19 protein-coding genes and 1 riboswitch are annotated in these 21,637 nt (G+C 69.0%); of the genes, 9 read left to right on the plus strand and 10 right to left on the minus strand.

What is annotated here, in order from left to right:
• Window positions 1-185 precede the first annotated feature (185 nt).
• Entirely contained in the window at window positions 186-413 is a 228-nt protein-coding gene (locus ACWGID_RS00760; protein WP_452193102.1) for a hypothetical protein, read from the plus strand.
• A 10-nt stretch (window positions 414-423) separates the two neighbouring features.
• On the opposite strand, the gene ACWGID_RS00765 is transcribed toward ACWGID_RS00760, so the two are convergent.
• Window positions 424-1,851 carry an alpha/beta fold hydrolase gene (locus tag ACWGID_RS00765; RefSeq protein WP_452193104.1) on the minus strand — a complete coding sequence of 476 codons (1,428 nt, stop codon included), beginning with the start codon at window positions 1,849-1,851 and terminating at the stop codon, window positions 424-426.
• 97 nt (window positions 1,852-1,948) lie between these two features.
• Between ACWGID_RS00765 and ACWGID_RS00770 the strand changes: the two genes are divergently transcribed.
• Window positions 1,949-2,302 (plus strand): DUF3817 domain-containing protein, encoded by a 354-nt coding sequence (locus ACWGID_RS00770; protein ID WP_452193106.1) that lies wholly within the window; start codon window positions 1,949-1,951, stop codon window positions 2,300-2,302.
• Window positions 2,300-2,392: riboswitch (glycine riboswitch) on the plus strand. (Overlaps the previous gene by 3 nt.)
• A gap of 79 nt (window positions 2,393-2,471) precedes the next feature.
• Window positions 2,472-3,845, plus strand: a complete 1,374-nt coding sequence (locus ACWGID_RS00775) for an L-serine ammonia-lyase (RefSeq protein ID WP_452193108.1) — start codon at window positions 2,472-2,474, stop codon at window positions 3,843-3,845.
• Here ACWGID_RS00775 and ACWGID_RS00780 read toward each other — a convergent pair whose 3' ends face one another.
• Window positions 3,846-4,541: an SDR family NAD(P)-dependent oxidoreductase gene (locus tag ACWGID_RS00780; RefSeq protein WP_452193109.1), complete on the minus strand. Its 696-nt coding sequence runs from the start codon at window positions 4,539-4,541 to the stop codon at window positions 3,846-3,848.
• A 103-nt stretch (window positions 4,542-4,644) separates the two neighbouring features.
• On the opposite strand from ACWGID_RS00780, the gene ACWGID_RS00785 reads away from it, so the two are divergent.
• Together ACWGID_RS00785 and ACWGID_RS00790 are read left to right on the plus strand one after the other, a co-directional pair.
• Window positions 4,645-5,475, plus strand: coding sequence for a helix-turn-helix transcriptional regulator (locus tag ACWGID_RS00785; protein ID WP_452193111.1), 831 nt, complete (start codon window positions 4,645-4,647; stop codon window positions 5,473-5,475).
• 141 nt (window positions 5,476-5,616) lie between these two features.
• Window positions 5,617-6,228: a hypothetical protein gene (locus ACWGID_RS00790; RefSeq protein ID WP_452193113.1), complete on the plus strand. Its 612-nt coding sequence runs from the start codon at window positions 5,617-5,619 to the stop codon at window positions 6,226-6,228.
• On the opposite strand, the gene ACWGID_RS00795 is transcribed toward ACWGID_RS00790, so the two are convergent.
• Both ACWGID_RS00795 and lysX read right to left on the minus strand, forming a co-directional pair.
• The gene (locus ACWGID_RS00795) at window positions 6,225-7,142 is read right to left on the minus strand and encodes a hypothetical protein (protein WP_452193114.1); all 918 of its coding nucleotides are present in this window, start codon (window positions 7,140-7,142) and stop codon (window positions 6,225-6,227) included. The two genes, ACWGID_RS00790 and ACWGID_RS00795, sit on opposite strands and share 4 nt — an antisense overlap.
• Window positions 7,143-7,199: 57 nt before the next feature.
• On the minus strand, window positions 7,200-10,556 hold the full coding sequence (gene lysX, locus ACWGID_RS00800) for a bifunctional lysylphosphatidylglycerol synthetase/lysine--tRNA ligase LysX (protein WP_452193116.1): 3,357 nt from the start codon (window positions 10,554-10,556) through the stop codon (window positions 7,200-7,202).
• Window positions 10,557-10,664: 108 nt separating this feature from the next.
• Here lysX and ACWGID_RS00805 point away from each other — a divergent pair, with 108 nt between their 5' ends.
• The 3 genes from ACWGID_RS00805 to ACWGID_RS00815 all read left to right on the plus strand — a co-directional run bounded on the left by ACWGID_RS00805 (window position 10,665) and on the right by ACWGID_RS00815 (window position 12,468).
• Complete coding sequence (locus tag ACWGID_RS00805) at window positions 10,665-11,339, plus strand: DUF998 domain-containing protein (RefSeq protein WP_452193118.1); 675 nt, start codon at window positions 10,665-10,667, stop codon at window positions 11,337-11,339.
• Complete coding sequence (locus tag ACWGID_RS00810) at window positions 11,336-12,088, plus strand: alpha/beta fold hydrolase (RefSeq protein ID WP_452193120.1); 753 nt, start codon at window positions 11,336-11,338, stop codon at window positions 12,086-12,088. The genes ACWGID_RS00805 and ACWGID_RS00810 overlap by 4 nt, the downstream gene beginning before the upstream one ends.
• A 203-nt stretch (window positions 12,089-12,291) precedes the next feature.
• The gene (locus tag ACWGID_RS00815) at window positions 12,292-12,468 is read left to right on the plus strand and encodes a hypothetical protein (RefSeq protein ID WP_452193122.1); all 177 of its coding nucleotides are present in this window, start codon (window positions 12,292-12,294) and stop codon (window positions 12,466-12,468) included.
• Window positions 12,469-12,474: 6 nt separating this feature from the next.
• Here the strand turns inward: ACWGID_RS00815 and ACWGID_RS00820 are convergent, their stop codons facing one another.
• Window positions 12,475-13,707, minus strand: a complete 1,233-nt coding sequence (locus ACWGID_RS00820) for an ROK family transcriptional regulator (protein WP_452193124.1) — start codon at window positions 13,705-13,707, stop codon at window positions 12,475-12,477.
• 494 nt (window positions 13,708-14,201) lie between these two features.
• Between ACWGID_RS00820 and ACWGID_RS00825 the strand changes: the two genes are divergently transcribed.
• On the plus strand, window positions 14,202-15,662 hold the full coding sequence (locus ACWGID_RS00825) for an NAD-dependent succinate-semialdehyde dehydrogenase (protein ID WP_452193126.1): 1,461 nt from the start codon (window positions 14,202-14,204) through the stop codon (window positions 15,660-15,662).
• Here the strand turns inward: ACWGID_RS00825 and ACWGID_RS00830 are convergent.
• The 5 genes from ACWGID_RS00830 to ACWGID_RS00850 all read right to left on the minus strand — a co-directional run bounded on the left by ACWGID_RS00830 (window position 15,649) and on the right by ACWGID_RS00850 (window position 21,549).
• Window positions 15,649-16,320, minus strand: coding sequence for a polysaccharide deacetylase family protein (locus ACWGID_RS00830; RefSeq protein WP_452193793.1), 672 nt, complete (start codon window positions 16,318-16,320; stop codon window positions 15,649-15,651). The genes ACWGID_RS00825 and ACWGID_RS00830 overlap by 14 nt on opposite strands.
• Window positions 16,321-16,575: 255 nt before the next feature.
• Window positions 16,576-19,014, minus strand: coding sequence for a glycoside hydrolase family 2 protein (locus tag ACWGID_RS00835; RefSeq protein WP_452193128.1), 2,439 nt, complete (start codon window positions 19,012-19,014; stop codon window positions 16,576-16,578).
• A 72-nt stretch (window positions 19,015-19,086) separates the two neighbouring features.
• On the minus strand, window positions 19,087-19,695 hold the full coding sequence (locus ACWGID_RS00840) for an SGNH/GDSL hydrolase family protein (RefSeq protein WP_452193130.1): 609 nt from the start codon (window positions 19,693-19,695) through the stop codon (window positions 19,087-19,089).
• A gap of 10 nt (window positions 19,696-19,705) precedes the next feature.
• Entirely contained in the window at window positions 19,706-20,803 is a 1,098-nt protein-coding gene (locus ACWGID_RS00845) for a Gfo/Idh/MocA family protein (protein WP_452193132.1), read from the minus strand.
• A complete protein-coding gene (locus ACWGID_RS00850; protein WP_452193134.1) occupies window positions 20,800-21,549 on the minus strand; it encodes a sugar phosphate isomerase/epimerase family protein in 750 nt (249 codons plus the stop codon). The genes ACWGID_RS00845 and ACWGID_RS00850 overlap by 4 nt, the downstream gene beginning before the upstream one ends.
• Between the last annotated feature and the right edge of the window lie 88 nt (window positions 21,550-21,637).

Below are 21,637 nucleotides of genomic sequence, written 5' to 3' on the forward strand. Positions count from 1 at the left end.
AAACAAAAATCACCCCACACCACAAAAAACCCCCCCCCCCGCCCCCACTTTCTACCGGGGGGGGGCGGCGCCCCCGGGGCCGGGCGCGGGGCGGGGGGGGGCCCCCCCCCCCCGCCCCCCCCCCCCTCGGCCCCGACTGGGGACCACGGGGTACTCAGGAACCCCGGGTACGGGGAGCAGTCAGCATGAATCTTCGAGTCCGAGTGGTGCACTGCGGACACCGGCACTGGTACGCCGACATCGACGACGCCGACGATCCGCAACCGGACGATCCGTTCTGGTACGTCGACAACTGCCGGACCCAGGCGCAGGCGCTGGAGACCGCCTGCGCCGAGCTCCGGCTGCTCGCGGGCCGACTGGTCCGCGGCGACCACCTGGACCGCGTCCTCGACGTGATCGGCGTTCCGGTCTGACGCCGGCTCGTCACCCCGCCGGCGGTACGGCGGCACAGGTGCTGCCGCGCGTCGGTACCTCCCGGGAGATCAGGTAGTCGTCGATCGTGCCCTGCATGCACGGACTCTTCGAGTAGCTGCCGTGTCCCCAGCCCTCGTAGGTCAGCAGAACGCCGTACCGGCCGAGCTGGCGCGTGACGCTCTGGGCCCAGGGGTAGCCGGTCGCCGGGTCGTGGATCGCGTTCGCGACCAGCACCGGTGTCTTGAGGCCACGGACCTTCAGGTTGTGCTGCGGGTTGTTCGCGGGCGGTGCGCCGAGACAGATCGACACGGCCATCAGCGGACCCGGGTAGCGCATGTCCGGGTTGTTCCGCGCGACCCGCTGCAGGTGGGCGGCGTACTCGCGATAGTCGCGCACCGGCAGGTTCCAGTCCTGACAGAACACCGCCAGCGGGTACGACGTGAGCCCGGTCGCGGCGGCTGTCTTCGCGGGCGCACCGGCGGCGAGCGTGTCGGCGAGCGCGGACCACTGCGGCGCGTACAGCAACTTGAACACGGAGTAGCTGAGCTTGAACGGATCAGCCGACTTGGCGAGCAGGTCGGCCCACAGCGCGCGGACGTCGCGACCGTGCAGTGCACAGCTCGTTGTCGCGTCGCACCACTTCACGAACTCGTCGAACGAGTCCTGCGCCGCGGCGGCCTGGTCGTCGATGAATCCTCGGGTCGTGGCCGTGGCGTGGTCGATCGTGCTCTCCAGCACCATCGCGCGCACGCGGTCCGGGTACGTCTCGGCGTACTGCCCTCCGAGCAACGTGCCGTACGAGCTGCCGTGGAACGAGATCGTGGACTCGCCGAGCGCCCGGCGGACCGCGTCCACGTCGCGGACCGTCTGCCAGGTGTCCAGGTGGTCGTAGACCGGGCCGGTGTGTTCACGACAGTCCGTGGCGAGCTGGCGGTTGTACGTGAGCGTCGTACTGAACTCGGCCGCGCTCTTGACGATCGGCGAGGGTTGCTTCGCGACGAGGTCCGCCGAGCACTTCACCGGGTTGCTGCGGGCCACGCCGCGCGGGTCGAAGCTGACGATGTCGAAGCGGTCCTGCAGGTCGGTGCTGAACCGGCTGATCCCGGTCTTGATCCGGTCGACGCCGGAGTCGCCGGGACCACCCGGCCCGAACACCAGGACGCCGACGCGCTCGCCGGGCGCCTTCGCCGTACGGCGGGCGATCGCGAAGTCGAACGTCGGACCGCCGGGGTTTCGCCAGTCGACCGGCAACTGGAGCGTCGCGCACTGCGAGCCCTGCACTGCGGCGGGATCGTCCTTACCCTCGGGTTTGCAGTCGGACCACTGCACCGTGCTCGGTGGTGCGGCGGTTGCGGGCAGTGTTGTCAGTGTTGGCAGTCCGGCGGCCGCGACGCCGAAGAGTGCAGCGCCGATGACGGCGCGTTGGATGAGAACCATGCCGACGATCCTTCGGCAATCGCTTGCTTGCGGCATCGGGGAGCAGCCCCGCAGGACCCCGAACCCGGCTTGGGGGGCTTGTTAGGGTCGGGCATTGATGAGTACCAAACATGCGCAGTGGTTCCGGGTCGTGGCGATCGCCGAGGCGCTCTCGTGGACCGGACTGCTGATCGGGATGCTGTTCAAGTACGTGCTGTCCGACAACGAGATCGGGGTCAAGATCTTCGGCCCGATCCACGGCGGCATCTTCGTCGCCTACGTGATCACCGTGCTCGCGGTCCGCGGCCCGTTGCGCTGGTCCTGGCCGGTCACGCTGGCCGCGCTTGCCGCCAGTGTTCCGCCGCTGTTCACCTGGTTCTTCGAGCTCTGGGCAGTGCGCACGGGCCGGATTGACGCCGGGCGTGAGACCGCCGTACCGTCCACAGCGGAAGCTAACTCAACAGCCGCATGAACCCGTGCGGGAGAGACCCGGACCTGATCCGGGCGCCGTAGGAGCAACTCTCCCCAAGAATCTCTCAGGCACCTTCACCGTACGGGCGAGGCACCTCTGGAGGGCATCAGCCTGACAGAGCGGGGAGGACACCACTCGGTCAACGACGACCGGAAGGGACCTCCACACAATGGCGATCAGCGTCTTCGACCTGTTCAGTATCGGGATCGGCCCGTCGAGTTCCCACACCGTGGGACCGATGCGAGCGGCCCGCACGTTCGCGCTCGGCCTCGCCGCCGACGGTCTGCTGGCCGCGACGACGACCGTCGAGGCGCAGCTGTTCGGCTCGCTCGGCGCCACCGGGCACGGCCACGGCAGCAACAAGGCCGTCCTGCTCGGTCTCGAGGGTGCCGACCCGGAGACCGTCGTCACGCATTCGGTCGACGCCCGCGTCGAGACCATTCACGAGCGCGGCCGGATCCTGCTGGCCGGGACCCACGAGATCGCGTTCGACGAGAACACCGACCTGGTGATGCACCGCCGCAAGGCCCTGCCGTACCACCCGAACGGGATGATGTTCGTCGCCCGGGACACCACCGGCGCCGTACTGCGGGAGCGCACCTACTACTCGGTCGGTGGTGGCTTCGTGGTCGACGAGACCGCCGCGGCCGGGGACCGGATCGTCCCGGACACCACCCCGCTGAAGTACCCGTTCACCACCGGCGCGGAGTTGCTCGACCGGTGCCGGGAGTCGCAGCTGACGATCAGCGAGGTGATGCTCGCGAACGAGCTCGCCTGGCGCACCGAGGACGAGATCCGCGACGGCCTGCTGCACATCTGGCAGGTCATGCAGGACTGTGTCCGTGAGGGCTGCGAGACCGAGGGCATCCTGCCCGGCGGGCTGAAGGTGCCGCGCCGCGCACACTCCCTGCACCGCCGGCTGAGTGCCGACCCCTGGTCCGTCGATCCGTTGAAGGTGATGGACTGGGTGAACCTGTTCGCGCTGGCGGTCAACGAGCAGAACGCGTCCGGCGGCCGCATCGTCACCGCCCCGACGAACGGTGCCGCCGGCATCATTCCTGCCGTACTGCACTACTACCGGCGGTTCGTGCCGGGGTCGACCGACGACGGCGCGGTGCGGTTCCTGCTGGCCGCCGGCGCGATCGGCGTGCTGTACAAGGAGAACGCGTCGATCTCCGGCGCCGAGGTCGGCTGTCAGGGCGAGGTCGGCTCGGCCTGCTCGATGGCGGCGGCCGGCCTCTGCGAGGTCCTCGGCGGGACGCCGCAGCAGGTCGAGAACGCCGCCGAGATCGCGATGGAGCACAACCTCGGCCTGACCTGCGACCCGGTCGGCGGCCTGGTCCAGATCCCGTGCATCGAGCGGAACGCGATGGCGTCGGTGAAGGCGATCAACGCGGCCCGGATGGCGATGCACGGCGACGGCGTCCATGTGGTCACCCTGGACAAGGTGATCAAGACGATGCGCGAGACCGGCGCCGACATGAAGATCAAGTACAAGGAGACCTCGCGCGGCGGCCTCGCCGTCAACGTCATCGAGTGTTGATCACCACGGAACGGTGCCGTGGATGCTCAGGTACTCCGCGGTCGGGCCGTCCTGGTCGATCGTCGCCAGCCGCACGATGATCTCGGCGCCTTCCTCGACGGTCTGGTAACCGCTGCGTCCGTTGAAGTCGGTCGCGGTGTACCCGGGGTCGACGGTGTTGATCCGCAGGTTCGGCAGCTGCTTCGCGTACTGGACCGTCAGCATGTTCAGCGCCGCCTTCGACGCGCCGTACGCCGGAGCCGGGACCCACACCGGTACGGCGCCGGTGTGCGCCGCCGGGTCCACCGCCGTGGCGATCGAACCCAGCCCGCTCGACACGTTGACGACCGCCGGGTTGGCGCTGCGCTCGAGCAACGGCAGGAACCGGCGGAGCATCCGAACCGGTCCGTACACGTTCAGGTCGAACACCTGGTGGAGGTCCGCGGCGGTCAGGTCGCGCGCCTCCTTGCGCGGCCCCGGAATGCCGGCGTTGTTGATCAGTACGTCGAGCGCGTCGAGCTGTTCCGCGGCCGCGTCGACCGATTCGTCGCTGGTGACGTCGAGCGGCAGGTAGTGCGCGCCCAGATCGCTCGCCGCCTGCTTGCCGCGCTGCGGGTCCCGGGCGCCGATGTACACGGTGTGTCCGGCCTCGACCAACTGGCGGGCCGTTTCGTAGCCGAGGCCTCGGTTGGCCCCGGTGATGAGTGTCGTGGTCATGGGTTCACCCTCTCGCCGCGGTGGTCGACCAGGTAGTACCCACGATGTCCTAGGGAATGGCAGTACCAGGCTGGGACACGGCGGACGCGGAATACTGGCAGGTATGGGTGAGCTCGGGAGAACGCTGCACGCCTGGCGCGATCGGGTGACGCCGGAGCAGGTCGGCCTGCCGGCCGGCGGGAATCGGCGCGCTCCGGGGCTCCGGCGCGAGGAACTGGCGCAGCTGGCCGGGCTGTCGGTGGACTACATCGTCCGGCTCGAGCAGGGCCGGTCGGACTCGCCGTCCGTGCAGGTGCTGACCGCGCTGGCCCGGGCGCTCCGGCTGTCCGATGCCGAGCGCAACCATCTGTTCGTGCTCGCGGGCGAGGTCGAGCCGACGCCCGGCCGGATCTCGGCGTACATCCCACCGGGGGTGCAGCGCATCGTGGACCAGCTCGAGGGCGCGCCGCTGTGCGTGTGTGACGCGGCCTGGACGATCATCACCTGGAACCCGCTGTTCGCGGCGGTGATCGGCGACCCGTCGCCGTGGCACGGGCGCGAACGGAACATCATCTATCGGCATTTCGCGGCACCGGGCGACCGAATTGTCCAAACTCCGGAACAGCGACGAGAATTCCGGAACGCAATGGTAACGGATTTGCGTGCGGCGCTCGCCCGCTATCCGCACGACCCGGACCTGAAGGCGCTGATCGACGAACTGCGGGCCGGTGACGACGAGTTCGCGGGACTGTGGGACCGGCCGGTCGTCGGTTTCCACCGGTCCGAACGGAAGACCATCCGGCATCCCGAGATCGGTGACTTCGGCATCGATTGCGACGTTCTCGCCGTACCGGGCAGCGATCTGCGGATCGTGGTGTACACGGCGGCGCCGAACACCGAGGCCGCGGAGAAGCTCCGGCTGTTGTCGGTGATCGGGCTGCAGGCGTTGTCCTGAGCAATCAGCTAACGCAGTGCATTCCTACCCTCGCGTAATGCTGTATTCACCTGACTAATGATTTCACTTCGGCGGGGAATTTCTTCCAGGGGCTGTTTCAATCGGTCCACGAGCCGATACCCTTCCGGACTTGTGAGACCGATGTCTGCCACGGCTTCCCGCCGCCCGCCCTGGCAGCACGCGCGGCGGCTCCGCCAGGCCGCCACCGGCGCCGGCGTTCTGCTGCTCGGCTACCTGGTGCTGGTCTTCGTCGGCCTGCCCGGTGGTGGCCCGAAGCCGACGGTGCCGATCGCCGGTCCACAGCCCGGCCAGCCGACCCAGAACCTCCCGATCGGCATCCGTAGGACCACGACGGCACCGGCCACCACTCCCGCCCCGACGCCGGGTGTGACCACCGGGCCCACGACGTTGCCGACCGCAACGAAGCCGGGAGAGCCGGTCGATCGCCCGATGACGCCGTACCCGACCGGGACGCCGTACCCGACGGGTACGCCGACGCCGCAGATCGTCGAGACCACCGGGCCGACGATCCCGGTGGTGACCGATCGCCCGCCCACCGACCGGCCTGTCGTGCCGCCGCCGGCAACCCCGACCGTCACCCCCAGCGGACGGCCGACCACGACGGCCACGCCCACCGAGCCGCCGCCGACCACCACCACGCCGAGCACCCCGACGACACCGCCGGACGACCCTGACAAGCCTCACGGCCTGGGTGGGCTCCTGGGCTCGCTGCTCGACAAGCTCGGGCTCTAGTAGGCCTCGACCTCGGTCGTGTCGGCGTTGCCGCCGGTCATCGGCTGCAGGTTGACCTTCCAGCCCTGGTTGCGGCCGAACGTCTGGTCGAACTTGGTGAACGAGCAGTCCGACTGGAACTTCTGGTGGTCCAGGTCCCAGTCCGCGCCGCTCTTGTAGTAGAGGTGGTACGCGCCGCCGATCCGGTTCACGGTCGTGCTCTGCTTCGCCCGGACGTAGACCATCACCTGGGGTTGTCCCGGCGGTTGACCGTCGCCGACGATCGAGACCGCGACGTCCTTCGCCGTACCGTTGGTGATCTTGAGCTGGCCCAGCCCGTTGGAACCCCGGCGGAGCAGTACGTCACCGCTGTCCGGGCGGACCGATGCGGGCGCGGGACCTGGGTCGGGCAACGTCGCACCGAAGGTCAACTTGAGGCGTTCCAGCTGGGCGAGCGCCGCGTCGAGATCGGTCCGCAGCTGACGCTGCATCTTCTGCGAGGTGAACGCGACGCCACCGCACCGCGCGTCCTCCTCGGACCTCGCCTCGGTGCTCGTCAGCCGCAGCGCCGCCACCCCGACCCGCTCCTTCAGCAGCTCGTGTACGGCGCTCAGGCGCGACGTCACCGAGAGCGCGGCCAATCGGACGTCGATCGTGTTGAGCGACTCGGCCAGCGTGCTCATCGCCTCGGCCAGCCCCTCGGCCGTCCGTACGCGGGTCAGTTTCCGCGCCGGTTCCGACAACACCTGATCGATCCGCGTCAGCTCGGCCTGGTACGCGCCCAGGCCCAAGGGCGCCGCCGCCGAGACCGACTGTGCCGGCGCCGGCACCGCGCTACTGGACGCCGGGGCAGACGGGATCGACGGAGTGTCCGGCTTCGCACCGCACCCCGCCAGCAGCCCGATCCCTGCGCACAGCACAACCCAGCACTTCATCCCCACCCCCTGGGTTCCCCAACCCGTGAGCTGCCAAGGGTATGTCATCGCGGCGGGTCAGTCCCGCGGGGCGGGCCTCACGAACGGGAACGCCAGCGTGCTGCGGATGTTCTGCCCGGTGAGCATCATCATCACCCGGTCCACGCCGACCCCCAGACCGCCGGTCGGCGGCATCGCGTACTCGAGCGCGGACAGGAAGTCCTCGTCGAGCGACATCGCCTCGGGGTCGCCGGCCGCGGCCTTCAGCGACTGCTCGGTGAGCCGCCGGCGCTGCTCGACCGGGTCGACCAGCTCGGAGTACGCCGTCCCGATCTCGGCACCGAAGGCGACCAGGTCCCAGCGTTCGGCGAGCCGTGGTTCGGAGCGGTGCGTGCGGGTCAGCGGTGACGTCTCGAGCGGGAAGTCGGTGTAGAACGTCGGGAGCGTGGTGTTCGGCTCGACGAGTTCGTCGTACAGCTCCAGCACCAGTTCACCGGCGGACATCTCGAAGGTCGTGTGGACGCCGTGCTCCGCGCAGAGCTCGCGGAGCCGCTCGAAGGGCGTGTCCGGGTCGATCGCCGTACCGGCGGCGCGGCCGACCGCGTCGTGGACGGTGATCACCGGCCACTCGCCCGAGATGTCGATCTCCTCACCGTCGCGGCGTACCACCGGCTTGCCGTGTACCGCGGTCGCAGCCTCGATCAGCAGTTCGCGGGTGAGCTCGCGCATCACGTGGTAGTCGGCGTACGGCTGGTAGGCCTCGACCGAGGTGAACTCCGGGTTGTGGGTCGCGTCGGCGCCCTCGTTGCGGAAGTTCCGGTTCAGTTCGTAGATCTTGCCCATGCCGCCGACGCTGAGCCGCTTCAGGAACAGCTCCGGCGCGATCCGCAGGAACAGGTCGGTGTCGTAGGCGTTGATGTGCGTGAGGAACGGCCGCGCGTTCGCGCCACCGTGCACCGCCTGCAGCATCGGCGTCTCCACCTCGATGAACCCGCGGGTGTCGAACCCGTTGCGCAGTGCCCGGACGGCGGCGCTGCGCTGCTGCATCATCCGCAGCGAGTCCGGGTTCGTCACGAGGTCGATGTGCCGCTGCCGGACCCGGGCCTCGGGGTCGGTGAAGCCCTTCCGCTTGTCCGGCAACGGGTGCAGGCACTTCGCCGCCATCGTCCACGACGTGGTCGCGATCGACAGCTCGCCGCGACGGCTCGTCACGACCTCACCGGTCACACTCACGTGGTCGCCGATGTCGACCAGCCGCCGCCACTGCTCCAGCGGTACGTCGCCGCAGCTGTCCGCCGACAGCATCACCTGCAGCTGGGTGAGGCCGTCCTGCAACTGCGCGAACGCGAGACGTCCGTGGTTGCGCATCCGCATCACCCGGCCGGTCACGGACACGGTGTGGCCGGTGTGGTGGTCCGGCGGGAGGTTCGGGTAGAGCTCCCGCACCCGCTCCAGCGTCTCCGTGAGCGGCACGCTCACCGGGTACGGGTCGATGCCCGCGGCAACGAGCTCTGCGAGTTTGGTACGTCGGATCTGCTCCTGCTCGGTCAGTTTCCGGGTCGGCAACGCGGGCCGCAGCAGCTCTTCCTCCTGCTCGCGGACGGCGGTCGCGAACGCGCGCCCGTCCGCCGAGATGATCGCGTGCCGCTCGGCAGTCACCGCGACGTCGACGCGGGTCCACGGGCGCGGTGCCGGCAGGAAGCCCTCCGCCGTACCGGCTGCCAGCGCCACGTGGGCCAGCGATGCTCCACGCGAGTAACACATCAGTCGGGGTGACCAGCGCGGCAGATACTTCTCGTTCGACTGGTACAGACTCTCCAGCTGCCAGAAGCGCGAGGCCGCGGTCAGCAACGCGTTCGTCATCCGCAGCACCGGCCCGGCGCCGACCCGCTCGGCGTCGCTGAAGATCTCCCGGAACATCGCGAAGTTCAGCGAGATCCGGTGGATGCCGAGATCGCCGCCGGCGTCGATCAGCGACGTCACCATGAACTCCATCAGGCCGTTCACGGACTCGGGATCGCGCCGCATCAGGTCCAGCGAGACGCCGCGCACACCCCACGGCACGAACGACAGCAGGCCGCGGACGGCGCCGTCGGCGTCCCGCGCGATCACCATCACGCACCGGGCGTCGGCCGGATCGCCGAGCCGGCCGAGCGCCATCGAGAACCCGCGCTCGGTCCGCGCGCCACGCCACTTCTCCGCGAGTTGCACGTACTGCGCCAGCGCCTCGGGGGACAGGTCTCCGTGCCGCACGACCTCGGCGTGGTAGCCGGCCCGCTGGACCCGGGTCACCGCCTGGCGCACCGGTCGCATCGTGCGGCCCTCGAGGGTGAAGTCGGCGACGTCGATGATCGCCTCGTCGCCCATCGACAACGCGCGCAGACCCGCCTCGACGTACGCCTCGGCGGCCTCCTCGCTGGCCGAGATCACGGCCGGCGACCAGCCGTAGAGCCGGGCCTCCGCGAGCCATTGCTGGATGGCCCCGGGCCAGGCCACCGGGTCGCCGAGCGGATCACCACTGGCCAGGCTGACGCCGTTCACCACCCGGTACGCGATCGCGGCATTGTTGTCCGGGGCGAACACCACCGCCTTGTCGCGGCGAGTGGCGAAGTACCCGAGGGAGTCGCGTTCGCCGTGCAGCAGCAGCAACCGGCGTACTTCGAGCTCCTCGGGCTGGGTCAGGTACCGGACCCGCTGGACGGAGCGGAGGAAGATCCAGAACGCGACCACCAGCGATGCGGCCGAGATCGCGCCGACGCTGAGGCCGATCCAGCCGTGGCCGTCGTGGCCGCCCATCTTGCTCCGGGACTGGCCGAGCGCGGCGATCACGGCCCAGCCGATCTTCTGCCGCTGACCGGTCAGCGTCTTCGGGAAGATCTGCGTCAGCGTGATGCTGACCGCGATCGAGATCAGCATGCCGGCCACCAGCGCGCCGATGGCGAGCCGGCGGGTACCGGGTGCGAGCCGCGCCGGGAAGGCGCCACGGATCTTCCACAGCAGCACGATCAGGCCGGCGACCACGACCCACTGGACGATCGCCCACTCGAGGTCCGCCACGGTGGTGCGGTCCAGGTCGGCCAGCCACTCGGTGCTCTTCGGGCTGCTCAGCCGCACGGAGCTGAACGCGATGTACCCGGTCAGGCCGAACAGCCAGAGCCCTTCGAACACCCACAACACCCAGAGCAGGGCGGCCCGCTTGCCCCGCAGCAGGGCGCTGCCGACCACCGCGAGGTACACCGCGGAGAAGATCGTGTGCCCGGCCGGGATCCCGATGAAGTCGAACACCATGTCGACGTGCTTGACGAACAGCGGCGCCGGAACATGCAGTGGAATGGCAAGGAACGACCACACCGAGGCGAGTACGACGACGCGGCCTACCCACACCGCGGCGCGTTGCTGCCAGACGGGGATCACTGCTGTTTGTTCCGACCGCACCAGCCGATCATCCCATTAGTTCGCTGAGAGGTCGGTCGACCTAGCACTACCCTGACACTACAGCTGACGCCACAGTCAACGGGTCGGTTGTCATGCCACGCTGCCTGCATGGCCGCCGTCCCGTACCGCCTGCTCCGCAACCTCATGCTTGCCGCCGGCGTGCTCTACTGCAGTCTGTTGCTGGAGGCGGCGGCCGGTTTCCCGCTTGGCGTTCACGACTCGTTCCTCAGCGAACTGGGCGCGAGAGACCAGTCGACCAGCCTGTACGCGCGGGGGATGGACCTCACGACCGGTGTGCTCCTGCTGGTCTCTGTCGTGCTGGCGTGGCCGGCTGGACGAGCACAGTGGCAGCTGAGCGGTCTCCTGATCAGTACGGCGGTGTTCGGGCTCGGCACGCTGTTCGACTCGTTCTCACCGATGGACTGCGCGCCATCGACCAGCGCGGCGTGTCGGGCCGCGGAGGCGAACGGCCAGACCGGTGTGGCGCTCGTGCTGCACGAAGTGACCTCGACGCTCGCAGGCGTCGGCAGCATCGCCATGGGGGTCTTCGCGGTGCTGGTGATTCGGCGCTGCGGCTGGGGCGGTACGTGGAGCAAGGTGGTCGCCGTACTCGCGGGGGCGGTCGCGGTGACGCAGACGTGGCTGGGGCTGCAGACCGGGCGTGATGTTCTCCTGGGTGACGAGCTGGATGCGCCGGGCATTCTGCAGCGGGTGTCGGTTTTGCTCGTCTGCTTAATGTTGGCGACAGTGCTACCGGGGCTGAGGCAGGCTTTCTCTCGATGACCGTGACATGGATCGTGGTGCCCGGCCTGGCCGAGACTCCTGAGGAGTTCGCCCGGGTCGTCGAGCTGTTGCCGGATCACGACATCCGTGTCATCGATCCGTGGAGTACGCCGGTCACCTCGGACGTCGACGTGCTGCGCGCGGCTGCCGACGTACCTGCTGACGCGGAGATCGGACTGGTCGGTCATTCGATCGGTGGGCTGGCCGTACTGCGCTGGGCGCTGACTCGGCCGCTCGAAGTGAGCCGTCTGGTCCTGGTCGACAGCAGTCTGACGTCGGAGACGGGCTGGCGGGAGTTGTACCCGGGAACGCGGGGTGACCGGGCGATCCGCGCGGTCGTGCGGTTCCTCGGGCGCGTCGGCGTACCGCAGCTGATCGGTCCGGCGATCAGGCGGCTGAGCGTGCGGCTCGGGAGCCGGTCCAATCACGACCTGCTGTCGAAAACGACGGCACAGGCCCGGTACGGCGCGAAGACGTCCTGGTTGCTGTTCTGGGACGAGCTGGCGAGTAGCTGGGAGCTGGCGGCCGAGTTGGCGAAGCTGATCACCGGTCCGGTCGCTCACGTCGCTCCGGCCACGCTGCTGGTCGCCACGGGCGGTAGCTCGCGCTTCACCGCCGACCGCTGGCTCGCCGGTCAGCAACGCCTCGCGGACGCACTCGGTGGAACGGTAGAGGTACTGCGGGACTCCGCGCACCTCGTGCACCTGGACCGCCCCGACGCCATCGCCACCGCGGTCCGCCGCGGATAACCCCTTCCACTGACGGACCGGGGTGCCGTACGCTCACTACTGAAACAGTCGTGGCAGTATCTTCCGTAGTGGAAGTGCACAATGAGTGATCGCATAGTGATAAGCCGCAGCCTGTGGTGGAGATGGTTCCTCGATGACGCCCGGACCCACTGGCGACTGATCTGGCGCCTGTACGTCGACCGCGCCTACCGCTGGCACCGGCGATGATCGTCGTCACCTGCTCGGTGTGTGACCGGCGCACGCTGCTGCCGATGAGCATGGTCACCGGCCTGGATCGCCGGATCGACCTGGCGGGTCAGGTGCTGTACGAACTCACCTACACCTGCTGGTGCGGTGCGGCCGGTGTGAAAGTGGTGAAGGGTCCGGCCCTGGCCAAGTAGTGCTGGTCAGGACGTGGTGCTGGTCATCGCCGGCGTCGGGAGCTTGCGCTGCCAGACCTCGTCGAGAGCCATCCGCATCGCACCGGTGACGACCGCGTCCTCGGCCAGCGCGGAGAGCTCCAGCTTCGGGTGGTTGAGCGTCAGAAGCCGGAGCTGGTCCGAAATGGCGTCCAGCAGTACGGCGCCCGCGCGCGCAACGCCACCGCCGATGACGACGGCCGTGGGGTCCAGCACCAGGATCGACGGCGCCAGAGCCCGCGCGAACGATCCAGCGACCTGCTGTACGACGGCCTGCGCGACCGGGTCACGCTCCGCGGCGGCGGCGAAGACGTCCGCAGTGTCCAGCTGATCGCCACCGAGCTCGGCCAGCCGTGACTCGGGGTTGTCGAGCGCAGCCTGACGTCCAAGCGCCGCGATCGCCTCTGAGCCAACCGCACGCTCCAACGGGCCGCGGCTGTCCTCGGGGTTGATTACGTCGTCGGGGCCAGTGGCGATGAACCCGATCTCACCAGCCGCACCGGTGCCGCGGTGCAGTCGGCCGTCGATGACGATGCCGGCGCCGAGACGCTCACCCCACTGGACGGCCAGCAGCGTGCCAGTGCCACCCCGGGCGGCGGCGATCGCCAGCGCGGCCAGGTTGGCGTCGTTGTCCAGCATCACCGGGCAGTCGAGCAGGCCGCGGACATGCTTGATCAGGTCGATCGCCGACCAGCCGGGCACACTCGGGACGAGCTGGACCCGACCGGTGTGCTCGTCGACGATGCCCGGGCTCGCGGCGACCACGGCCGCGACGTCTTCGGCTGGTACCTCTGCCTCGGCGAGCGCCTCGTTGATCACCTCACCGATGACACCGAGCAGCTCCTGTGCGGTCCAGCCGGGGCCGGAGCGGCGTACCAGGGACAGCTTGCGGCCGGCCAGGTCGGAGACGCCGACGGTGACCCGGTGCGGGCCGACGTCCAGCCCGAGCACCGGCGCCGCACGGCCGCGCAGCGAGACGCGGATGGCGGGGCGGCCGAGTGACCGGTCCGCGGAGTCCGGCCCGTGCTGCTGCAGCCAGCCAGCGTCGAGTAGCTCGTCAACGGCCTGCGCGACCGTCGGCCTGGCCAGACCGGTCCGCTCGACCAGCTCGGCGACGCGCAACGGTGCGGGCGCGGACCGACGGACCGCATCCAGGACCGAGGCGACATTGATCCGCCGCAGCATCGTCGTACCGCCGCCGCCGACCGTTCCCTTGCTCATGTCCGACCCCTTGCCTGCCACTCACCCAGTATAGATAGCGAGCGTTCATAAATACCGTCCATGGTCACACCGATTGGCGGGTACCGGTGCGTGAGTCGACAACTATCACCCATCAGGCACCGGATGTTCCAGCACACGCACCCCTGCCCGGAATCGGGCCGGTCCCCACACCTCAGTCTCGCAGGGCAATCGCACAGGGCAATCTCGTAGGGCAATCTCGTAGGGCAGTCGGACGGGCTTCGCGCCCAGCGCCGCATCTGCCGCCGGTCCGTGCCGGACCCAACCGCTGGCGCCTGTGCCTCACGTGACATGGATGCTGGAGACAGCGGTCCCTGCAGGGTCTCTACCGGCGGCAGATGCAGACCTCCAGTATCTCGGTCAGGTCCCGCGCCGGGGATTGCGGCGATGGCTGTAAAAGCTGCAATGGCTGCAAGTGGCCTGCCCGCGGCCACCACCGCCTACTCTGGGCTTGCCGACTAGTGAGAGGCAGCGTTATGGGACGCGAGCGGGACGTCGTCGAGGCTTGTCCGACCGAGCTGTTCATCGGCGGCAAGTGGGTCGCCGCCGAGGGCGGCAGGACCCTCGCCGTCGAGGACCCAGCCACCGGTACGACGCTCTGCGACGTGGCCGATGCGAGTCCGGCGGACGGCATGGCGGCGCTGGACGCGGCCGTCGCGGCGCAGGCCGACTGGGCAGCGACCGCGCCGCGGGAACGTGGCGAGATCCTCCGCCGTACCTATGAGCTGATGACCGAGCGGGCCGACGACCTCGCGCTGCTGATGACGCTGGAGATGGGCAAGCCGGTCGCCGAGTCCAAGGGCGAGATCGCCTACGCGGCCGAGTTCTTCCGCTGGTTCGCCGAGGAAGCGGTGCGGATCGACGGCGGGTACCAGATCGCGCCGAACGGGTCCGGCCGGTTCCTGGTGATGCGGCAGCCGGTCGGGCCGTGCCTGCTGATCACGCCGTGGAATTTCCCGGCGGCGATGGGTGCGCGGAAGATCGGTCCGGCGGTCGCGGCCGGCTGCACGATGGTGATCAAGCCGGCCGCCCAGACGCCGTTGTCGATGCTCAAGTTGGCCGAGCTTATGACCGAGGCCGGTCTCCCCGCCGGTGTGCTGAACGTGGTCACCACGCAGGACGCCGGCGGCGTGATGGAGCCGCTGATCCGCGACGGGCGGGCCCGCAAGCTCTCCTTCACCGGGTCCACTCCGGTCGGCCGGCGGCTGATCGAGCAGGCCGCGGAGCAGGTGCTGCGGACCAGCATGGAGCTCGGCGGCAACGCCCCGCTGCTGGTCTTCGAGGACGCCGACCTGGACAAGGCGGTCGACGGCGCGATGCTGGCCAAGATGCGCAACGGCGGCGAGGCCTGTACGTCGGCCAACCGGATCTACGTGCACTCCTCGGTGATGGACGAGTTCGCGTCCCGGCTGACCGCGCGGATGGCGGCGCTCAAGGTCGGCCGCGGTACCGAGGACGGCGTCGACGTCGGGCCGCTGATCGACGGCAAGCAGCGGGACAAGGTGGCGGACCTGGTCGCGGACGCGATCGCGCGCGGCGCTCGGCCGCTGACCGGTGGTGCGATTGCCGAGGGCAACGGGTACTTCTACCAGCCGACGGTGCTGGCCGACGTACCGGCGACCGCGCGGTTGCAGAAGGAGGAGATCTTCGGGCCGGTGGCGCCACTAACCGCGTTCGAGACCGAGGACGAGGCGGTGCGGATGGCGAACGACACCGAGTTCGGGCTGGTGTCCTACCTGTTCACCCAGGACGTGAGCCGGGCGCTGCGGGTGTCCGAGCGGCTCGAGGCCGGGATGATCGGGCTCAACCAGGGCATCGTGTCCAACCCGGCCGCGCCGTTCGGCGGCGTGAAACAGTCCGGCCTCGGCCGCGAGGGCGGCAGCGTGGGAATCGACGAGTACCTGGAGATCAAGTACGTCGCTGTCAATGTCGACTGACCAGCTGGGTCACCGTGACCAGCTGGTAGCCGCGGGCGCGTAGTTCACGGACGATCGGGCCGACTGCCTGAGCGGTGTACGGCGCGTTGTCGCCGCCGTGCATGTGGAGTACGACGATCGACCCGTTCTGCACGTGGTCGAGTACCTGCTTGATGACCGGCTGCGCTGACTTGGCGAACCCGTCCGCACCAGGAACGTCCAGCCCGACCGCAGTGACACCAGCAGGCGCCAGCTCGTGCAGCGCGGTCGCGTCGTAGCACCCGCCCGGGAAACGGAACCACCTGGTCGCATGCGGAGCCAGCTTGTCCAGGTCGACGATGGCCCGCCGTACGTCGGCCAGCATGTCCTGCTTCGGCACCGTGCCCAGCGTGTAGCAGTGCTTGGTGAAACCGCGGTGGTCGTAGGTGTGCGTCCCCAGCTCGAACAGCGGGTCGTTCGCCAGCTCCTTGGTGATCTGCGGGTACTGCTCCATCCACATCCCGGTCAGGAACATCGTCGCCGGCACGTGCAGCGTGCGCAGCTCGTCGATCAGCGCCTTGTTGTAGTACGACTTCACCGTCCCGGCCACCAGGCGCCGCCGCATCAAGGCGGTCAGGTCGGCGTCGAACGTCAACGCGACCTGCTTCTTGTCCCGCGGCCCATGGTCCAGCACGGGCATCACCGTCGCGTTGCTAGAGGCACCGGGTTTGGCCTGCACCGGAGCCAGCGTGGGCCGGACCGTACGCACCGGAGCCGCGGGCGCACGTGTCTGCGGAGTCTCGGTGACCACTCCAGCCGTCGGTGTGCTGTCACTACACGCCACAAGCGTCAGCGCCAGGGCGCCAACCGCAACACACTTCCCCCAGGTCACGCCGCCCACTCTACGGTCTGGGCGGGACCCTGAAATCGTGGGTCCCGCCGCGTCGTTGGGAGTTCAGTTGACCAGGTCGTTCGCCGAGCGCAGGACCGGTACGTCGACCTGCTCGGGTGCTGCCGCGCCGGTGACGTGGAACGTGTGGCTCTCGCCGGCGGACAGGGTCACCAGACCCGAGTCCACCCGCGCCGCCGCGTCCAGCCGGTCCGGGAACAGCGCGAGGTCCTTGGCCAGCGCGGTCGCCGTCACGGTCACGTCGTACCCGCTGTCGGTCGGTGCAACGGTGGCCGAGTAGGCGTCGTCCGCGAGCTGCAGCGCGGTGTCCTCGACGAAGTACCAGTCCGCCGTCGTGCCGTCGGCCGCCCGTACCTCGAGGTACTCGGACGACTCCTTCGTGGGCACCGCGACCGACTCGGGAAGCCCGTTGACGACGGCCGAGCGAGCCGCGATCTCCACCGCGAACGTCTCGCGGGCGAGCACCTCACCACCCTTGCCGGTCGAGCGCCGTGTCACGGTGATCTCGGTCGACCACGCCTCGTCCGTGTCGTTGTGAGCGACAACGACAAGGTCGTCTTCCCGAGGCTGGACGGTCAGCAGCCGGTCGGCGTACACCTGCTTGAGGGCGAACCACAGAGGCTTGCGGATCCCGTGCCCGTCCACGGCGGCCCAGGAAACCACCGGCCAGTTGTCGTTCAGCTGCCACACGACGGCGCCGGTGTTCAGCGGGAACAGGCTGCGGAAGTGCTCGATGCCGTAGGCAACAGCGCGGGCCTGGTTCAGCTGCGTCGTCCAGTGCCAGTCGTCGATGGTCTTCCAGAGCGGCAGGTGCTCACCGAGTCCACGCTCCAGCTTGAGGTTGCCCTCGAACGCCTTCTGGTGCACGAGCATCTGCCGGCCGTACGGGTCGAGTGGCTCGTCGTGCACGACCGACGTCAACGTCGACCAGGCCGGCGGCCCCTGGAACCCGAACTCCGACACGAACCGCGGCTTGTACTTGCGGTACGTCGTGTAGTCCACCTGGTTCCAGACGTCCCAGATGTGCATCGTCCCGTGCCGCTCGTCGTTCGGGTGGATGAACTGGTCGTAGGAGTACGGGCTACCGGCGGAGTACGGCGTCCGCGGGTCGAGCTCGGCGACGATCTTCGGCAACAGCTCGAGGTAGTACCCGGCACCCCACGGCCGTCCGGCCAGCGGGACCCGCCAGCTCCACTCGACGTACCCCCAGATGTTCTCGTTGTTGCCGTTCCAGACCGCGAGGCTGGCGTGCTTGCTCAACCGCGTGACGGCCTCCCGTGCCTCGGCCTCGACCTCGTTCCAGAGGTGCTCCTCCTCGGAGTACGCCGCGCAGGCGAACAGGAAGTCCTGCCAGACCAGGATTCCGAGCTCGTCGCAGATGTCGTAGAAGTCTTCGCTCTCGTAGATCCCGCCGCCCCACACGCGCAGCAGGTTCATCCCGGCGTCGATGGCGTCCTGGATGCTGGTCCGGTAGGTGTCGGCGTTCAGTCGGGTCACGAACGCGTCGTCGGGGATCCAGTTCGCGCCGCGGACGTAGATCGGCTTGCCGTTCACCGACAGCACGAACGGCGAGCCATCGGTGTCCGGGGCAACGTTCGTGGTGATGGTCCGGAAGCCGACGCGCCCGGTCCACTCCTCGTCGGTCAGCTTCACCACCACGTCGTACAAGGGCTGCTCGCCATGACCGCGCGGCCACCAGAGGTCCGCACCGGTGACAGTGTTGGTGAGGACAACGGTGTCCCAGCCGGGCTTCACGGACGCGGTCTGCGTTGTGCCGCCGACCTCCACCGTGACGGTCGCGTACTCGTTGGCGGTGTCGCTCCAGGCCAGCGAGACATGGGTGTTCAGTACGCCGTCGGCGCCGGCCAGCGGGCGGACCGAGGAGATCCGGACGCCGGACCAGGACTCGATCCGCATCGGTCGCCAGATGCCTGCGGTCGCGACGTCCGGACCCCAGTCCCAGCCGAAGTTCGAGGCCATCTTGCGGAGCTCGTTGTACGGGTGCAGGTTGGTGTGCGGCCAGCTGCCGACCTTCGCCCGCTCCGCCTCGGCCGCCGCGACCGGACCCTCGAACTCGATCACCAGTTCGTTGTCGTCGTCGACCAGGATGCCGGTGACGTCGAAGCGGTACGAGCGGTGCTGGTTCGCCGTCCGGCCGAGCTCCCGGCCGTTCAGCGTCACCGTGGCGACCGTGTCCAGACCCTCGGCGACCAGCTCCTGCCGGTCGTTGCCGTCAGCAACCCACGAAAACGTGTTCCGGAAACTCCAGCGGGTGCGGCCGATCCAGTGCAGCTTCGACTCGTTGTCACCGTCGAAGGGATCCGGGATCTCGCCCGCCGCGAGCAGGTCGGTGTGCACCTCACCCGGAACGGTCGCGGCGATCGTCCGGCCGACCAGGCCGTCGGGCACCGGGCCCTCGACCGCGTGCACGGTCCAGGCGGCACCGCCGGCGGTGGTCAGGTCGAGGGTCTTGAGTGATGTCACGTCTGGCTCCAGGGAGATGAACCGGTTTAGTGGAACGGCAGAACTCCCCACGGTGCAGGGGGAGCGATGCCGTCAGTCGTTCAGGACGTACCGTCGCCACAGATCGGCGAGGGCACGGTGTCCGGTCGCGGACGGGTGCACGCCGTCGCCGGCGAGCGCCGCCGGCCCGACGGAGGCGGCCTGCTTGGTCAGCTCGACATCGGTCGGCACCAGGAGCGCGCCGTACTCGACGGCGAGTTTCCGGACCACCTCGAGCTTCGGGTCGAGATCCTCGCGCCAGGTGTCCTGTCCGTCCTTCACCGGCAGCAGGAACGGCTCCATCAGCACCACCGGGCAGGACAGTGAGTCGAGCAGGACCCGGTACGACGCCTCGAAGGACTCCGGGGTCGTCGGGTCGTTCTCGTCGTACCGCCGCCAGACGTCGTTGATCCCGATCAGGATCGACACCAGCGCCGGGTCGTGGGCCAGCACATCGGTCGACCACCGCGCGGCCAGGTCGGCCGCCCGGTTGCCACTGATGCCGGCGTTGACGATCGTCGGCCGGCGTTCGCCGAGATCGTCGTACAGGTTGCGGACGTAGCCGTCCCCGAGCCCGTTCGGGTCGGTACGGCGTCCGCAGTCGGTGACCGAATCCCCGGCGAACACAACGGTCCGCCGGGGATCGAGAACGATCTTCCTCACAGTGCCCGCTTCACAGGGTCGCCGCGGTGACGTCCCAGTCGTCCGGCAGGATCGCCGCGACCTCCACCGTGCTCTTCACGTCGACGAACGCGCCGGTGTCGATCGAGTCGGTGATGGAGGCCATCACGTCGACGATGTGGAACGCCAGCGCCCCGGTCGCCCGGTGCGGCCGGTCGGCCCGGATCGCCCGCGCCATCTCCAGCACACCGGTACCGCGCTGCGCGACCGCCTTCGTCTCGGCGATCGTCTCCCAGTCCTCGGCGCCCCGGCGACGGATCTTGATCGCACCGTCGAACCCGTTCGGGTCCGGTACGGCGAGGGTCGCATCGGAGCCGGTGATCTCGACGAACCCGGCCCGCCCGAGCGGCGAGTCGAAGCTGAAGATGCTCTGCGACGACTGTCCCGACTCGAACTTCGCGATCGTGCTGACGTGCGTCGGCACGGTCACGTCGAAGTCGGTCCCCGCCAGCGGACCGGAGCCGATCGTGCGCTTCTCCTTGGACTTCGACCCGATACCCGCGACCGCGGCCACCGGACCGAACAGCTGCACCAGAGTGGTCAGGTAGTACGGGCCGATGTCCCACAGCGGGCCCGCGCCCTCCTGGAACAAGAACGCCGGGTTCGGGTGCCAGGACTCCGGGCCGGGGGACTGCATCAGGGTGAGCGCGGTCAGCGGCGTACCGATGTCACCGCGCTCGATGATCCGGCGGGACTCCTGCAGGCCCGGACCCAGGATGGTGTCGGGCGCGCAGCCGAGCCGCACCCCCGCGTCCTGCGCCGTGGCCAGCAGCTTGAGGCCGCTCTCCTGGTCCAGCGAGAAGGGCTTCTCGCTCCAGACGTGCTTGCCGGCGGCAACCGCAGCGAGGGCCACCTCGACATGCGCGATCGGGATGGTCAGGTTGACCACGATCTCGACGTCGGGGTTGTTCAGGACGGCCTCGGGCCCGCCGTGCGCCGCGATGCCGTACTGCTCGGCCTTCTCCTTGGCGGCTTCCGGCCGGAGGTCGCCGATCGCGACGACGTTCAGGTCCGGGAAGCTCTGCATGCTCTTGATGTAGGCGTCGGAGATCACTCCGGCGCCGATCACACCTACCCCGACAGTGCTCATGCAGGAGCGCCCTCTCCGGTGAGGAACGCGTAGCTGCCCTCGACCGCGTCGAAGATCTCGCCGGTGAAGTCGTCCAGCTCGACGACCCGGAGCGCCTGCGGCGCCGCGGCCAGGATCTCGGCGATCGCGATGGTGCCGTCGCCGACCGCGACCTGGGCCTTGTTGTTCAGCGTCCCGTCGCCGTCCTTGACGTGGATCGCGGTGACCCGCTCACCGAACTTCTTCAGCAGCGCCGGTACGTCGGCACCGCCGACCGCCGCCCAGTACGTGTCGACCTCGACGATCACCTCGTCGGACAGGTTGTCGACGAGGATCTCCAGCCCGTGCGCGCCGCCGATCTTCGACTCGAGCTCGAACTGGTGGTTGTGGTAGCCGACCGTGATGCCGTGCTCGGCGGCCTCCTTGGCGGCCTGGTTCAGGCCGTCCGCGATCACCTTGATCTCGTCGGCCGACTGCCAGCGGGCCGCGTCGGTGTGCGGGTCGATCACGGTGCTGATCCCGAGCCGCTTCGCCGCGGCGAGGATCTCGGCCTTGTCGTCCTTGAGCAGGCCGGCGTGCGTGGTCGGGGCCGAGAGACCGTGCTTGGGCAGCGCCTCGGCCAGACGGTCCGCGAAAGCGGTCACACCGAAGGGTTCGACCTTGGTGTAGCCGATCTCCGCGATGCGGGCCAGGGTGCCGTCGAAGTCCTCTTCGAGCTTGCCCCGGACCGTGTACAGCTGGAGGGACAGGTGGTCCTTTGCGACCATGGTTTCTCCTTGTCGGCGGCGCGTTCACCCGCTGCCCTGGGGTTTGCGCCGTCTGATAAGCCGAACCGGTTAAGTAACGAAGGAAACC

It is taken from the genome of Kribbella sp. NPDC054772, from assembly GCF_053611945.1.

Bases quoted from the DNA above. Each gene is read 5' to 3' on its own strand.
- ACWGID_RS00820 (WP_452193124.1), bottom strand. From the start codon at position 13,707: ATGAGCAAGGGAACGGTCGGCGGCGGCGGTACGACGATGCTGCGGCGG.
- ACWGID_RS00810 (WP_452193120.1), top strand. From the start codon at position 11,336: ATGACCGTGACATGGATCGTGGTGCCCGGCCTGGCCGAGACTCCTGAG.
- ACWGID_RS00790 (WP_452193113.1), top strand. From the start codon at position 5,617: ATGTCTGCCACGGCTTCCCGCCGCCCGCCCTGGCAGCACGCGCGGCGG.
- ACWGID_RS00780 (WP_452193109.1), bottom strand. From the start codon at position 4,541: ATGACCACGACACTCATCACCGGGGCCAACCGAGGCCTCGGCTACGAA.
- ACWGID_RS00770 (WP_452193106.1), top strand. From the start codon at position 1,949: ATGAGTACCAAACATGCGCAGTGGTTCCGGGTCGTGGCGATCGCCGAG.
- ACWGID_RS00805 (WP_452193118.1), top strand. From the start codon at position 10,665: ATGGCCGCCGTCCCGTACCGCCTGCTCCGCAACCTCATGCTTGCCGCC.
- ACWGID_RS00815 (WP_452193122.1), top strand. From the start codon at position 12,292: ATGATCGTCGTCACCTGCTCGGTGTGTGACCGGCGCACGCTGCTGCCG.
- ACWGID_RS00850 (WP_452193134.1), bottom strand. From the start codon at position 21,549: ATGGTCGCAAAGGACCACCTGTCCCTCCAGCTGTACACGGTCCGGGGC.
- ACWGID_RS00795 (WP_452193114.1), bottom strand. From the start codon at position 7,142: ATGAAGTGCTGGGTTGTGCTGTGCGCAGGGATCGGGCTGCTGGCGGGG.
- ACWGID_RS00775 (WP_452193108.1), top strand. From the start codon at position 2,472: ATGGCGATCAGCGTCTTCGACCTGTTCAGTATCGGGATCGGCCCGTCG.
- ACWGID_RS00760 (WP_452193102.1), top strand. From the start codon at position 186: ATGAATCTTCGAGTCCGAGTGGTGCACTGCGGACACCGGCACTGGTAC.
- ACWGID_RS00785 (WP_452193111.1), top strand. From the start codon at position 4,645: ATGGGTGAGCTCGGGAGAACGCTGCACGCCTGGCGCGATCGGGTGACG.
- ACWGID_RS00845 (WP_452193132.1), bottom strand. From the start codon at position 20,803: ATGAGCACTGTCGGGGTAGGTGTGATCGGCGCCGGAGTGATCTCCGAC.
- ACWGID_RS00825 (WP_452193126.1), top strand. From the start codon at position 14,202: ATGGGACGCGAGCGGGACGTCGTCGAGGCTTGTCCGACCGAGCTGTTC.
- ACWGID_RS00830 (WP_452193793.1), bottom strand. From the start codon at position 16,320: ATGCCCGTGCTGGACCATGGGCCGCGGGACAAGAAGCAGGTCGCGTTG.
- ACWGID_RS00765 (WP_452193104.1), bottom strand. From the start codon at position 1,851: ATGGTTCTCATCCAACGCGCCGTCATCGGCGCTGCACTCTTCGGCGTC.